This window comes from Bartonella sp. AP65SXKL (assembly GCF_042195725.1).
Lineage (GTDB): Bacteria > Pseudomonadota > Alphaproteobacteria > Rhizobiales > Rhizobiaceae > Bartonella.
The window spans coordinates 100,976-116,319 of record NZ_JBHIOW010000002.1 but is presented as its reverse complement, the minus strand read 5'-3'; the positions used below and the strand labels follow the sequence as shown (position 1 = coordinate 116,319).

Sequence of the window (15,344 nt, the reverse complement as noted above, 5' to 3'; positions counted from 1 at the left end):
CTTACTTTGCATTAATCTGATTAATAAAAGATCTCAATACTGTTTCAAGGCAATCTAAATCTTGTGGACGAGAAAAGCGATGATCCGCATCACGAACAAGTGTCAATGTTACATCATGGAGAGGTAAATGATCAAGTAAAGTCAATGTATGCTGATAGGGGATATCTTCATCTTCCATCCCTTGTAGAATATGGACTGGACATCCAACATCAATGCATCCTTTCATAACACAATTTTCGCGCCCATCTTCAATCAATGTTTTTGTAAAGGGCATTGGCTCTGTATCATCAACTGCAGGTCGTTCAATATAGCCTTTCTCCTCCAAAATCTTCCATTCTTCTGGGCCTAATTTTGGTTCCACCAATGTTTGTGTAAAATCAGGTGCTGGAGCAATCAATATCATGCCAGCAAGCTTCTTATTTTTCTGTGCTAGCATCATTGCAAGCCTTAGCGCAATCCACCCCCCCATAGAGGAACCAATCAAAATTTGTGGACCCTCACAATAGGTTTCAAAAGTCGCTAAACTTTCCTTAACCCAACGCGAAATTGTTCCTTGAAAAAAATCACCTTCAGATTCTCCATGTCCAGAATAATCAAAACGTAAACAAGACAAATCATTCTTCTGAGCAAACTGATCAACTAACGTTGCCTTACTTCCTAACATATCGGATTGATAGCCAGGAAGCCAAACCAAACCTGGAGATTGGCGCCCCTTGCGATAGCGTACTGCAAGTGCGGTGTTCTCAAATGAAAAAAACTGACAAGGAATATTTTGATCCATGATTTTTTATCCTCTATAAAACAATTTCTTTAAATTAAGAGAAAAACTTTTATAATCTAAATCATTCCAAAAAGTAATAAATCAAATAATGAAAATAACACGAATTATAGTTGTTTTTAGGTACATAATTGTATATTAAATTAACTGTAGTTGAATCAAAATTTAAGGAGCATAAACCATTCGTAAACCGTTTAAAATGACACCTACCCAAAAAGACGGACCACGTTCAAATCAGGATATTCGGGTACCTCATGTTCAGCTTATCAATGATGAGGGACAACATCAGGGAGTTGTTGCGATACAAGAAGCTCTTGCTATGGCTGCAGATGCGGGACTTGATTTGGTTGAAATTGTACCAAATGCGGAGCCACCTGTATGTAAAATCATCGATTTGGGAAAATTAAAATATCAAACCCAAAAAAAAGCTGCTGAAACACGTAAGAAGCAAAAAGTCATCGAAATCAAAGAGATTAAGATGCGCCCAAATGTTGATGTCCATGATTATGGAGTTAAACTCAAGGCTGTTCATCGCTTTATTGATCATGGTGATAAAGTAAAGATTACTTTGCGTTTTCGTGGTCGTGAGATGGCTCACCAAGATCTTGGATTAAAGCTTCTTCAGCGTGTGAAAGAAGATACAAGTGAAATTGCCAAAATCGAATTGGAGCCAAAGCTTGAAGGCCGGCAAATGATGATGGTGATAGCACCTAAATAGTTTTGCATTGGAATAATATTCGCATGCAACGCATCAAAATGATGTGTATAGTATTATTTAGAAGCACCACATAGAATTTTTGTGGTGCTTTTAAGGTTTTATAAATGTGTATAAATCCTTTTAAGAGTTTAATAATGCTTTATCAATTTATAAGAAGAATTCGTTATTTTGCATATTAATGAGAAAGCTCAAACATCGTAAGGTCTTCTTATTTCAATCTCTCTTATCATGCAATGCGGCAAAATTGTTTGCTTACACATCACAAATGGAGATGATACATAAAATTATTAAAAAAGCAGAAATGTTTTTTGTGAACCATTTCAAGTGCCAAAGACTATCACAATATGGAAATTGGTAAATACAATAGAGAAACTCGCCGGTACCTTTTATTGAAAACTAAAAATAATGATGAACAACGAATTTTCGTTATACCTTTCACAGAAACTTTGCACTACATTCTTCACTCTCACCGTCGTGAAATTGATGTGATGAACCTTGAAAGAAAAAGCTATTTTTGTAAAAAAGATTAAGGGGCTTTTTAATTAAGAGTGTTTCAATCTTGCATAAAATAATGAGAGAATATAGAAGCTCTTCATGGCTAAAAAACAAATTTCCTCTTTTGACAAACATCTTATTATCCGCCTTTTGCGAGAAAATTTTCGTAAACATATGCGTTGGTACAGTGCGGCTATCTTCTCAATGATCATCATTTCTTGTACCACAGCAACCAGTGCATGGATTATGCGGGATGTTGTTAATCAGATTATTGATGCACAAAATTTTCCTATGATTGTTTTGATTTCTAGCTTCATTGCTTTTATCTTTATTCTCAAAGGAGTTGCAACTTTTTTCCAAACTTACTTTCTAAACAAAGCAGGCAATAGTATCATTGCTGAACAACAGCGTAAAATTTTTGCACGACTTATGGAACAAGGAGTCTCTTTTTATCATAATAACACTTCATCTGATCTTCTTGTTCGTGTAACTCATAACGCGACAGCCGTACGTAATATAATTGATACTATTATCACAACTTTTGTACGTGATTTGCTTTCCGTTAGTGGTCTGTTGCTTGTCATGTTCATTCAAAACTTTGTGTTAATCTCCATTACTTTAATCGTAGGACCACTAGCTTTTTTAGGCGTTCGAATGGCTTTAAAACGCGTTCGCAGCTTGATGGAAAAAGAGCTCCTTTCACTTGGTGAAATTATCAAAATCGTACAGGAAACGGCTGTTGGTATTCGAATCATCAAGGCCTTTTCACTAGAAGAAGTCATGAAAAAACGGATGGACAAAGCCATTTGTGATGTTGAAAAACAAACAAACAGTATTGCAACACTCGAAGCTATTACCAATCCAATTATGGAAACACTCACGGGTGTTGCCATTGCAGGTATTATTTGTTTTTCCGGTTATCTTGCAACCCAACGCGCAGGTGTTCAAGGTGAATTTATGTCCTTTATTGTTGCTTTACTTTTAGCTTATGAACCCGCAAAAAGACTAGCAAATGTACGTGTTAAAATTGAATCTGGCTTGGTCAATATCCGTACGATGTTTGAAATACTCGATTGTCCCCTTACAGTTGTAGAACATAAAGAAGCTAAAGATCTGAATAAAACGCAAGGAACTATTCGTTTCGAACATGTTTCTTTTGCATACACTAATAACAAAATGATATTGAAAGACATCAACCTAGAAATAGAAGCCGGAAAAATGACAGCATTGGTGGGACCATCCGGTTCGGGAAAATCAACCCTTATCAACCTTATTATGCGCCTCTATGACCCCACAAAAGGACGCATATTGATTAATGATCAAGACATTCGCTACACAACATTTCGCTCTCTGAGAAACCTGATGGCCTATGTAGGACAGGATACTTTTCTCTTTCAAGGAACTGTTAAATATAATATCGGGCTTGGAAAAGAAGGGGCTAGTGATGACGAAATTATCGAAGCAGCAAAAGCAGCAAATGCTCATGACTTTATTATGAGTTTGCCAAATGGTTATGATACACAGATAGGTGATAATGGCTGTAATCTTTCAGGGGGGCAAAAACAACGACTCGCTATCGCTAGAGCAATGATTCACGATAGTGAAATTCTGATTCTTGATGAAGCAACAAGTGCGCTCGATTCACACACCGAAGCACAAATTAATGAAGCTATTCATCACCTTACTAAAGGACGCACAACGATCATTATTGCTCATCGCCTTTCAACGATTGCTCGTGCTCATAAAATTGTGGTCATACAAAATGGACAACTGATTGAACAAGGTACTCAAAAAGAATTGCTCGCAAAAGAACATGGGTTTTATAAAAAACTTCATAATATCCAGTTCAAAAAACATACCCCCTAATTTCTAGATCCTTAAATAAGATTTGAAATAAAAAATGGATAGAAGGTAATGCTCCATTTATAAAAAAAGACTTGTTATCAAGAAAAAGCATTACTTCAATCAAGAATTGGTAAATAATTTATGGTTTATTGAAAATAAAATTCTTGGATTTAGATGAAAACTTTACTCGTTGTTTTGTTGAATGCAAAAGATAAGATGTAATTTGCTTATTGCAAATTTTCTTTATATTTATGATGAATCAATCAAAAGCGCTTGTTGTACGTTATAAGAGATATTGGTATATGCATAAAAACTCTTAAGATAAGCAATAAAAATACCTCTACACTTTCAAATGAAAAGATTGTCAGCAACATGAGAAGCTGGAAAATAGAATGATAATGCCGGCTTATAGCTTTAGTAAATACTTATACCTTTATTAATAATGGTAGTGTGGATTTTATACCATTCATAAGAGGTACTTTATACCATTTCACAAGCAATCTTATGAAATAGACTCAAGCGCACACTGAGAAATGTTACTTTAAAACAAGTACATAAACTTGCAATACAATAATGTTATATTTTGGAGTACTCTGTTCGCGGAGCTATTCGTTATAAGAAAAGTGATCTCATTCAAGACACAATAAACAAAAATCTAAAATAATAGGTAATTTTTATTATTAAAAAATATTGCTTTAAATGCGTTTGACAATAAAATCGATATCTTATGAATTCTCCGCTTAACGCTTTTGTTTATCACGTTCTTTAATGGAATCATGTCCTTCACATAAAAACAGAATGCCATTGTGTTGCAAATTCACCTGCTTGTTTTAAAGAAACCTCTCTCAAAGTCTTCCCCAAGCCCATTTCGCGATAACGTCCGTGAATTGTATAATGATAAATCCATTAAGCTGCCCTATCTTTACGCTTATGGAGTAACAAGCTGGCACCATTCACACTATTCTGCCAACTCCTAATGTTGCGACAGCTCTTAGCTCTCGAGATGATTCATAAGAGGCATTTTTAGTCATTTCTTAATAGTTTTATCCACACAGGATTCTCCGCTTGTAGTATACAAACCGAATGGTTTTGATTGATTCAATACGAAAGAGATTCGTACGATATGCAAAGTTCTAATTCAAGTTGAATAACAATAAATTATCTTTATAAATCAATATATTGCACAGAATCCATTCTTTAGGCAACAGCACGATATGGGCTTGAAAACAAGGTAAGGTACTTCTCTAAAATAAATATATAGCAGCAAAATAACATACTATCTTTCGTGAAGATTTTGTCCCTTTAGAGAATAGCATAACAAAAATCGAATATTTCAGATATATCTCTTCACGCCTCAACAAAAAGCTTCTTCTTTTATAGGATTTCTAGTCTATGCCTCCTTCCTCAGATTTAGAAATGAGAGACAAAACGAAGAAATTGTTTTTTTAAAATTCAATCTTTAATAATCTCTTTCATAAAAGAGACCTATACTAGAATTTTGTTCATTTCCTATGGCACCTTTAGCTTTGAGATGACGCGAAATATCTAAATTAATTGTCCCTTTCGTCGTTCCATCAGACCCTGCTTCAAAACCCAAATAAATATTATTGTGTATGTAGCGTCCAATACGTAAGCCTGTATTCCCCTTCTCATTAACGATAACATCAAGATCATCAAGTCCAATTTTAGTTCGTAAAGTATTCAACAAAGATGTATTAGAACTACCTGCAAGATCAGCCGCTGCTGCTGCAAGTTGAGCAATCTGAAATGGTGATAATTCATTAAGAGAGCGATTAAAAATCAAACGCGCCAAAATCTCATCCTGAGGCAAATTTGGTTGTGATGAAAAATTAATATCAAGATTATCAACCGTCCCACTTACAGTTACAGTGACACGAATATCACCACTGTTATTGTTGGTTACAAAATAAACCGTAGGATTAAGATTACCACTAAAACTCGCTTGTCCTTGATCAAAATTAAGACGTTGCGACAGGATATCAAAACGTCCACGAATCATTCTAAATTCACCAACTGGATGCACATCATTCAATGGACCTGCTAGATTAATGCGTCCTCCCAGTTCAGCATCTAAGCCTTTTCCGCGTACAAAAAATTGATTGCGTGCTGTAATACGCATGTTTGATAGCACGACAGATGAAGATTCTTGTGTAACTATACGGCTTTTGCTTTTGTTCGTGTTCTTAACATCAGCACGTTCAAGTGTTGTTTGAATCGATTTAGTTAAATTCTTATTTCTAACATCAAGAAACTTGGCACTTTTAAAATGATCAGGAACAAAAACTTCAGCTTTTTCAACGATGATATCACCACCAAGAACAAGACTATTTAAAAAATGACCTGTCATTGTCATCTCACCTGATAATGTTGCCAGAATCATAGAACCATCATTATAATTGGCATTATCAAGATGAAATATCAAATCTGTCTCTAGACCATTAGAGATACGACCTGAAGCAGAAATTCCTCCCCCCTCAAACGAAGAAGCTGAAGCTTTTTCTATAAGGATATGATCACCTTTCAATTTGCCTTCAATTGTTATATTATTTAATCCTACATTTGTTTGTGAATCAAAAAAGCTACCGTCGCCTATAGAAATATTTCCTATCAATTGTGGCTTTGATAATGACCCATTAAGAGCTGTATCAATTCTTGCTGTACCCGTTATATGTGCACCACGCTTAGCTAATAAGAGATTAACAAAATCAAGAGGCATTATCCCTTTAACGTTTAATTTTGCCTCTGAACCATTAAGAGATACAGGCCCATGGATGGAAAGATCTAATCCTTTATCTCCAGTAGCTATCATATTTTCAATATGAAATGTCGATTTTTTATAAGAACCACGAGCATTTATATTGATTGACATCGGTCCTTTATGCGTCATAGCGGTTAAATTTTGACTAGAAAGCTCAAAATGAGCAGATGGATCCTTCATTGTTCCACCAATATCAACTTTACCTATCACTGTCCCATCAAGCGCTTGTCCTGCAATAAAACCATTCGCCAAACGTGCAGATAAATTTTGCAAATTAATATGAAGATCAAGCGCATTTTTCTCTAGAGATACACGCCCCTGAGCTTGTGCTTGTACTCCTTCTCCTGTTAAATTTGCATTCAAAGTAAGATTTTGATCTACAGTATTTCCCGTAGCAGAAAGAGAAAAAGGCATAATTTTTTTATCTTGAAAAGCAACGGTTGTCAGTCCCTCACCTTTTATATCGTAAGTTATATCAGGTTTTTTTAAATGACCACGAATCATAACCTGCCCTGTTACACTCCCTGCTGCTCCAAGATCGGATTTCCACAGATTGACTAAAGCAGCAGGAAGCGCATTCATTGTAAGTTGTAAATTCAGGGTATCTTGAATATTTCCTGCTAAAATGATGTTGCCTCCATTTATTGCAATTCCTAATTCATTGATTGTCATTCCATCTTTATCAAAAGAAATTATAGATGGCTTCGGCAATGTTGCATGAAAAGTATGTTGTTTTAAGTCCACAGCTTCAATTTGCACTTCTCGTTTTATACTTTCTGGAAGTTCCTCAACCATTAAACGACCAGAAAGCCTTGCATTGAGAGTATCATGCAACATCGCCTGGACAGTAAAAACCGTTTGTCCATTATTCCTATCAGCGTGAGCATTTAAACGATTGACTATTACCAAAGGTGTTTGAATATGTTCTGCATTGATAACTCCTTCAAACTGAGTCATGCCAAAAGGATCGAATATGTCAGCATCTATTGCCAATTTTTTTATTTTATTCTTGGAAAAATTCAAATGGTTAACATGCGCCTTCACATTGGTTTTTTGTCTGCCATTTTGTTCATCAAAAATAAAATCTCCTTTTACTTTTCCACTACCATCCTGCAAAAATAACGCTGAAAGTACGGAAATATCATCGGCATCAATATGCAGCGCTCCTTTCAAAAAACCGCCAAGTTGTTGAGAAAGATCACCCGTTATTTTTGCACTTCCCCCTCTAATATCGATATTTTCAAGTTTTCGAATTTTATGAGAATCTTCAAAAGAGGCCGATAAATGCAAAGGTTTCTTAGCAAAAATTCCTTCACCTTTTACCACCCCTGTTAAAGAAGTAACTGGTGCTGTATTATCTACAAATGCATCTATGTTAAATGTTGTGTTTTGAAGTTTCTTCCCTACAATTAATGCTTCAGAAATATGGGCACGTGTATTTAGTTTTATATGGCTATTGCGCCCTCTCGCCGTACTTTGAATTGTAAGTGCACCGCTTATCTTTGAGTCTAATTTGGACAAATCAGATATTTGAGCAGATAGATCCATTTTAGCGCTTTCATCTGAAAAATAACCATTAGCCTCTATATTTGTATATTGATTTTTCAAATTAAAATGACGTAAAGTGAAGCCCTTTGTATTTCGAGCAGTGCCACCTGAAAGAGTAGTATTTCCTTTGAATAAACGATCAAAAGACTGCACGCCTATTTTCATATCGTCAGCCATTCCTGATAATTGGAGATCAAAAATGCCACTCAATAAACTGATCGTTCCTTTGGCTTTAATATCTGCATTACCAGAAAGTGATTGTTTACTGAACACTTCCAAAGGAGTTAATGTTTGAGCTTTTAAACCGAGATCGCCTTTAAAAACAAAATTCTCCATTGTCCCTTTTAACCAAGAAGAAAAACCCTGAGCCGTAACACTCAGATCATGAATCAAAATTGGTTTGTTCGAAACAATATCCGTATCTAAATGCACATGAACCGCTTGGCTTAAATTTTCTACTAACGCTCCCTTAATCTTTTTAACCCCTTGAAGCGTCCCTTTAACCTGAACACCAACATGACGAGAAGCTGCATTATCAAGATTTTCGCTTACTCCTCCCATATCAAAAATTGCATCGCGAATATAAATATTTTTATTGCTTAAATGATTTACAACCAACCGCCCATTCCAAGATTGTTGACCTTCGCGACCATAGTCAATGTTCAAAGCAAGAGTATTCGCAGGTTTTGGCACTTCTGATATAGGTAAATGAATAGACTTCTTTTCGTTATCAAGAGCCATTTTGCCATCAACAAAAAGCCGTCGCAAGAATCCATCAGCGGTTATTTCAGCATTGGCTATAACATTCATTGCTTTGTTCTGAATAACCATCTGATCAAGGTGTGTCACACCTTCTTTTGTTCTTCTTGCCTTTGCTTTTAATGTTATATCAGATTCGAAGAGACTACGATATTGAACAGGTATTAAAGGGCTCAGTGTTCCCTCTAATTTCGTAGAAAAACTCTGTCCTTCTGGAACACTTGCAAGAATAACATTACCATCTAAAATAGAATGATGATCGGACTCTAAAGAAAGTTTGATAACCAAATCATCAAAAGTACCATCACCTTTCACGACGAGACTTAATGCTGGACGTTGTTCAATGTTAAAAATATTCGCCAAAATACCATTTTGTGGTTCGTTAGCAGAAATATCAATTTGAGCTGTACGATTACTATCAGATATCTTGGTGAGAACAGAAAAAGAACCCGGTGCATCTAAACGATGCGCCGCTATATCGACATCAAAATTACCACCAGCCAAGGTGAAATTGCCTTTTAAGGACATATCAGCAGAAAAACCAAAAAGATTCTGTTCAAATGTCACATGTTGAGCTGTAAGCGTATTGATAGAAAGAGCAAGCGGTAATTTTGGTAAAGAGAATTTACCAGTCTCAAGGGAAGAAACAAAAGAAGAATTGCCTTGCGGTTTGCGTAAAAATGTAACCTGTTCTGCCGAAAGCTGGTTAATATCCATCCGCCCTCTCAGCAACGCTAGACGATTCCAATCCATTTTAGCATTGGTAATTTTAAGCCAAACCCCTTTTTTATCACTGACAGTAATAGTATCAATTGATGTTTGAGAAGACAGTGTCCCTTGCATATTGTGTAAACGAACTTGACGATTAGGCGCTGAAAGCTTTCGTTCAATTAAAGAAACAAACCATGAGCGATCATCTGTTTTCATTTCGCTAGAGGGAAGAATGTCTCCTCTTTGCGCAAAAACAAAACCACCCACCCCAAAAAACAAAAATACAAAGAAGAAAGCTGATAAACGTACACCTTTTTTCATTAAAATGCTTGCCCTATACCCACATAAAAACCAATGCGAGGGTCACCCTTCTCTCTCTTTAAAGGAAAGGCTAAATCAACGCGTAAAGGACCAAGACCCGTCATATAACGACCTCCTATACCGGCTCCCCATTTAATTTTTTGAGAAAAATCAAAATTCGCCTTTTTCCCTACTAAACCTCCATCAAGAAAACTGACAAACCCTATTTTATCATTTAAAGAAACACGCAATTCTGCTGACCCCTCAATAAGCGCCCGTCCACCAACAACCCCATCATTTTCTGTTTTGATACCAATATTACGGTAAGCATAACCACGAACAGAGCCCCCACCACCAGCAAAAAAAAGCGTATTTGCGGGTACTTGTGCTGTATCATTCCCAAGAATTGTACCAAGCTTTGCCCGCGCAGCAACAACAAAACGATCCCCTTCATCCAACGCCCAATAAGAACGACCTTCTGCTGTTACTTTTGCAACAAAGTTGCTAAAACGCATCTCATAAAAAGGCTCAATGAAAACTTCACCATATAAACCTTTTGTTGCATTAAACTTATTATTACGACTATCGTAAATCAAGCCGCTAGGGAAACCGATTGTTGTAAAATTACGGCTCCCAAAATAGATATCACGTGAATAACCATTTGAAACTTCTACAGCAGCCTGTCCCGATAGATTACCATTAAAAATATGCGTAATACCTAATTTTCCTTTGATGGCTTTTGTCGTATAATTTTCTAAAACATCTTGTTGTATTTTTAATTCTGATCTGAAATCTGTATCTGGCGTGAGTACACCGGGCTTTACAAATGTACCACCGAAAAGATAATCAAAATTTTTAAAATTATATGATTGCTTTTTATTGCTACCAACACCACTTATTTTTGTTTCAATTTTAAGAGTCTCTGCATGACCCAAAAGATTATTATGCATCCAATAAGTCTCAAAACCAGCACCGTCTAAAGTTGAATAGCTACCGCCTACACCAAAACGACGCGGTTTACGTTCTTGTACAACAAGTGCAAGCGGTAAACTACCATCTAGATTAATAGTATCAGCCTCACGTATATTGATAGCACGAAAAACACCAAGGCGCGCAAGACGTTCATTTGCCTTAGCTAACGCATCAGAATCGTATATCTGCCCTGGTTTCAATCCGGTCATCCACGCGATATAAGCTGAATCTACACGTGGTTTCTTACTTATATTACGCACACTTAAAGGACCATAATAAGCCTTTTGTCCAGGACCAACAACAATCCGTCCTTCAACACGCAATGTAGCATGATCAGCCACGACTTCACTCTTCATAATTTTAGCTTTAGCATAACCTTGTTGCCGCCATCCTTCTATCGCCCATTTTTCTGCTTTCAAAATGGTTTCAGATTTAGCAATAGCCCCAAATTTATAGCCCAATTCTTCAATTGTGGGCATTTTATGCGCTTTACGTTTTTCAAACGGAGCTACTTTATCAATATTGGCAATACTAAAAACATATTGTGGACCAGCATTAATTGTAATAACGATATTCGATTGTGCTGGAAGTTGAGTTACCGGACTTAAATCAGCGACTTCTAAGCCATTAATTTTAATACTAATAACACCACCATAGCGTCCATCAGCATAAAGAGCAGAAAGAATTGCTCGATAATCTGAACGCGCCTTGGCGAGCAAACCAGAAGAACTGGCGGATGCTTTCTCTTTATCAGCAACAAGAGAAGAAACAGATTTAACTATTTTTATACCTTCTAATGGTGCACCTGGCGGTGCAACAACATCAACTTTATAAAATTTCTCTGTACTTTTGGTATAATGTGAAGAAGAATTTGTTTTCTTTTGACCAAAAAAAGGGATGCCGAAAAAATCAAATGCAGCAAGTGGCTGTGGAAAAGAAAAAGTAAAACACAAGCCTATAAATACACAGCGCACAGTCCCTGATTTTAACAAAATTCTTGTCTGGTATACCATAAAATCAGATACCTTATAATACACTTTGCATCTACTACGCTTTAAATAATATAAAAATAAGAAAGGTAAATATAATTACTTTGCACATTTTACACGTTTTATCACATCAAATAACACTCTGCGATACATAACGTTATCCTCCCCTTATATTTTCATAAAATTTTGCACTGTTGTATAACACGAACAGCCTCATTCTTTTTTTCTTAACATATTTATTTAGCTTATTATAAATGTTTTATTGCGTCCCATATCATCATGGTTAAATTTGTACAAATGACTTTCCATGGGAATGCTAAAAAACTGCCCACGTATATAGTTCTCTCTATAAAAAAAGCTATAGAGATGCTTCTTGATTTTTATAAATAGATATGATTGTCTCTACCAAGTCTAAAGGGGGAAAATAAATAAATGATCGCACGTATTACAACTGTTGCTTTTCGCGGTCTAGAAGCAGTCCCTGTCGATGTACAGGTTATGATTTCGTCTGGTAAAATAGGAATGGCTATTGTTGGATTAGCTGATAAAGCAGTTGCAGAAAGCCGTGAACGTGTACAAGCAGCCCTCCACGCTTGTGGACTTTCTATGCCTACTAAACGAATTACGATTAATCTTGCACCAGCTGATTTGCCTAAAGAGGGATCGCATTATGATTTGCCAATCGCCGTAGGCTTAATGCTTGCTATGGGAATCCTCCCTCCCGAAGTAGCTCAAGACTATGTCATTTTAGGAGAATTATCACTGGATGGTTCACTTACCGCCGTTAATGGTGTTTTACCAGCTGCCATGACAGCTTTATCACTCGATAAAGGACTGATTTGTCCCTTCCAATGTGGACCTGAAGCAGCATGGGCAAATGCAGAAATAAATATTCTTGCCCCAGAGACTCTGCTCACTATAGTCAACCATTTCAAAGGAACCCAAATTCAAAAACGTCCACAACCGCGCCAATATACTATCGAAACTGAACTTCCAGATCTTTGCGAAATCAAAGGACAAAAAACAGCCAAACGTGCCTTAGAAGTTTGTGCTGCTGGACGCCATAACCTTTTGTTTGTAGGTCCCCCTGGTGCTGGAAAATCTATGCTAGCGCAACGCTTACCTTCCATTTTGCCACCTCTTGATAGCCATGAGCTTTTAGATGTCTCTCTGATTGCTTCTATTACAGGAGAAACGGTTCATAATACCATTTCACTTCATTGCCCCTTTCGTTCCCCACATCATTCTGCTTCCATGGCCGCAATGATTGGTGGAGGGCTTAAAGGACGACCGGGAGAGGTCTCCCTTGCTCATAATGGTGTGTTATTCCTTGATGAATTGCCTGAATTTTCTCCACGGGTTCTTGATTCTCTTCGTCAACCTTTAGAAAGTGGGGAGTCAGTTATCGCCCGCGCTAATCACCATATTAGCTATCCTGCTCGCTTCCAACTTATTGCCGCAATGAATCCTTGCCGTTGTGGTATGGCAGGCGAAAAAGACCATGTTTGCCCTAAAGGGATACGCTGTCAAATCGATTATCAGTCCCGTATTTCTGGTCCTCTGCTTGACCGAATTGATTTACGGATTGATGTCCCTGCTTTGACGGCTATGGACCTTATGCAACCAGAACAATCAGAAAAAAGCTGCGACGTTGCCAAACGCGTCGCACGGTGCCGTACCATTCAAGCTAAACGTTTTTCAACAATGGGGTTTGATCATATTCGTACCAATGGCGATTGCCCTGCCAAAATTATAGAACAGATTGCCATTCCTGATAAAAGTGCGACCATACTCTTACGAGATGTGAGTGAAAAAATGCACCTCTCCGCACGCGCTTATCATCGCATTCTCAAAGTTGCACGCACAATTGCTGATCTTGACGGATCAGATACTCTTTCACGCTATCATCTCGCAGAAGCTATTTCCTATCGACTAGGCGCAGAAAGATTAACAGCCCTTAATTAAAAAACTACTCATCAATAAAAACTTATTGGAAAATAACGCAAATAAAGTTCTGTAAGTTTACCATCCTCTTCTAGAGATTTCAGCGCATAATTGAGTATATCAACCAATTTTTCATTCTTTTTTGCAACAGCAAGCTGCATTCCTTGCCCCAATAACTGTGGCGCCATATATGCCCCCCCAACAAAATGGCAGCAATCAACAGATTTTTGTTTTTTGAACCATAATGATAAAGCAAATCCATCATCAAAAATAAGGTCAATTTTACGCTCTTGTAATGCTTTATAGAGCTCTTCTCTCTTTTTAAACCCTTGCCATTTGGCTTTAGGAAAATAATATTGAAAGAGTTTTTCGTGAACACTTTTAGACAAAACACCACTGGTTAAATGTATCAATTGATCGCTTATTGGCTCATCGAGATTTAAACGTCGAGAAGCAACAAATCGCGCTGGAAAGCGCAAATATGACTTTGTAAAAACAAGATCTTGCTGGGTTTTACTTGTTTCTTTTAAACCCGCAATAATGACTTCTGCACCACCATTTTTAACATGTTCTACAAGCTCTTTCCAAGGAATCACTTCTATTTCACAAAGCTTCTCTAATTTTAATTTTGAGCAAATAGCGCGCAATAAATCGATATTATAACCTGCAAGATACCCCGATTGATCAATAAAATTAAAAGGAGGAAAATCAAAAGTTGTTACAAAACGCAAACGAAAGATATCCGTTGTATCAGGTTGTACCAAATGTTCATGCGAATCAAAAAAAGAAGGCAACCTTTCAGCTTCTGCGTAAGAGGAAAATAGAACCCCCCCTGCTACAAATAAAATACGAATAAAAATATTGTATGGATTATTGAATAAAAAGTACTGTAAACGCAATTGAAGATGTTTCACATATATAGATTTTTTTATTTTCAAAATCTCTCCCCCATTTTTCAAAACTAAGATGCAACACTTCTTAACTATTATCTAACGCACTTCACCAAAATATCTGGCGTTTAATAAATAAAATTCTTGCTATTTTTGAAACCATTGAAAATGCTTAGATTTCTGATGTTAATTTTCCAAAATGAATATATAAAAAGTAATTTTAGAGAAAAGCGATTTAATTTTTTAATATAAGAAATAAGCTGTATATACTTTAGTGGTACACTTTATTTTATCAAAATATCCCGCGTACCTTAAAATATTAAGACCATTTCCTTGCGTATCACAACCTGGGAAGTATATAGATACTATTGAAGAAAAGAGTAAAAATACCCCTCAAATGCCGAGGGTTTTCTCAACATTAAGGTTGCATCAACATTTAAGAGCTGAAAAATAAAATGATGATTCTGATTTGCACTTTATTGTCACGATGGGAAAGATGGGGGACATAAATCTTGTAGTATTCACAGGGTATTTTGCGTTATACTATTCAAACATCGTTGTAAAATGAGTTTGGGAACATTGAGAGATGCTCCTTAAAAAAGCGCGTGAATAAACA

The 15,344-nt window shown here is 36.5% G+C and carries 7 protein-coding genes and 1 pseudogene; 3 read left to right on the top strand and 5 right to left on the bottom strand.

The window, feature by feature from the left end; translation table 11 throughout:
• Nucleotide 1: 1 nt before the first annotated feature.
• The gene (locus ACFIMP_RS01895; protein WP_375612802.1) at nucleotides 2-781 is read right to left on the bottom strand and encodes an alpha/beta hydrolase; all 780 of its coding nucleotides are present in this window, start codon (nucleotides 779-781) and stop codon (nucleotides 2-4) included.
• Between the two features lie 196 nt (nucleotides 782-977).
• On the opposite strand from ACFIMP_RS01895, the gene infC reads away from it, so the two are divergent.
• Together infC and ACFIMP_RS01885 are read left to right on the top strand one after the other, a co-directional pair.
• Nucleotides 978-1,496: a translation initiation factor IF-3 gene (gene infC / locus ACFIMP_RS01890; RefSeq protein WP_026500140.1), complete on the top strand. Its 519-nt coding sequence runs from the start codon at nucleotides 978-980 to the stop codon at nucleotides 1,494-1,496.
• Nucleotides 1,497-2,090: 594 nt separating this feature from the next.
• On the top strand, nucleotides 2,091-3,857 hold the full coding sequence (locus ACFIMP_RS01885) for an ABC transporter ATP-binding protein (protein ID WP_375628498.1): 1,767 nt from the start codon (nucleotides 2,091-2,093) through the stop codon (nucleotides 3,855-3,857).
• Between the two features lie 722 nt (nucleotides 3,858-4,579).
• Here the strand turns inward: ACFIMP_RS01885 and ACFIMP_RS01880 are convergent.
• The 3 genes and pseudogenes from ACFIMP_RS01880 to ACFIMP_RS01870 form a co-directional block, all read right to left on the bottom strand.
• Nucleotides 4,580-4,857: pseudogene (locus ACFIMP_RS01880) on the bottom strand (integrase arm-type DNA-binding domain-containing protein); the annotation flags it as partial.
• Between the two features lie 438 nt (nucleotides 4,858-5,295).
• Nucleotides 5,296-9,954: a translocation/assembly module TamB domain-containing protein gene (locus ACFIMP_RS01875; RefSeq protein ID WP_375685935.1), complete on the bottom strand. Its 4,659-nt coding sequence runs from the start codon at nucleotides 9,952-9,954 to the stop codon at nucleotides 5,296-5,298.
• A complete protein-coding gene (locus tag ACFIMP_RS01870) occupies nucleotides 9,954-11,918 on the bottom strand; it encodes an autotransporter assembly complex protein TamA (protein ID WP_375628501.1) in 1,965 nt (654 codons plus the stop codon). Before ACFIMP_RS01870 ends, ACFIMP_RS01875 begins: the two co-directional genes overlap by 1 nt.
• A gap of 408 nt (nucleotides 11,919-12,326) precedes the next feature.
• Between ACFIMP_RS01870 and ACFIMP_RS01865 the strand changes: the two genes are divergently transcribed.
• Complete coding sequence (locus tag ACFIMP_RS01865; protein WP_375685934.1) at nucleotides 12,327-13,859, top strand: YifB family Mg chelatase-like AAA ATPase; 1,533 nt, start codon at nucleotides 12,327-12,329, stop codon at nucleotides 13,857-13,859.
• A gap of 11 nt (nucleotides 13,860-13,870) precedes the next feature.
• Here ACFIMP_RS01865 and ACFIMP_RS01860 read toward each other — a convergent pair whose 3' ends face one another.
• Nucleotides 13,871-14,776 (bottom strand): ABC transporter substrate-binding protein, encoded by a 906-nt coding sequence (locus tag ACFIMP_RS01860; RefSeq protein ID WP_375632130.1) that lies wholly within the window; start codon nucleotides 14,774-14,776, stop codon nucleotides 13,871-13,873.
• Nucleotides 14,777-15,344: the final 568 nt, after the last annotated feature.

Excerpts from the sequence above, each read along its gene's own strand:
- ACFIMP_RS01895 (WP_375612802.1), bottom strand. The coding sequence starts at position 781 with ATGGATCAAAATATTCCTTGTCAGTTTTTTTCATTTGAGAACACCGCA.
- infC (WP_026500140.1), top strand. The coding sequence starts at position 978 with ATGACACCTACCCAAAAAGACGGACCACGTTCAAATCAGGATATTCGG.
- ACFIMP_RS01885 (WP_375628498.1), top strand. The coding sequence starts at position 2,091 with ATGGCTAAAAAACAAATTTCCTCTTTTGACAAACATCTTATTATCCGC.
- ACFIMP_RS01875 (WP_375685935.1), bottom strand. The coding sequence starts at position 9,954 with ATGAAAAAAGGTGTACGTTTATCAGCTTTCTTCTTTGTATTTTTGTTT.
- ACFIMP_RS01870 (WP_375628501.1), bottom strand. The coding sequence starts at position 11,918 with ATGGTATACCAGACAAGAATTTTGTTAAAATCAGGGACTGTGCGCTGT.
- ACFIMP_RS01865 (WP_375685934.1), top strand. The coding sequence starts at position 12,327 with ATGATCGCACGTATTACAACTGTTGCTTTTCGCGGTCTAGAAGCAGTC.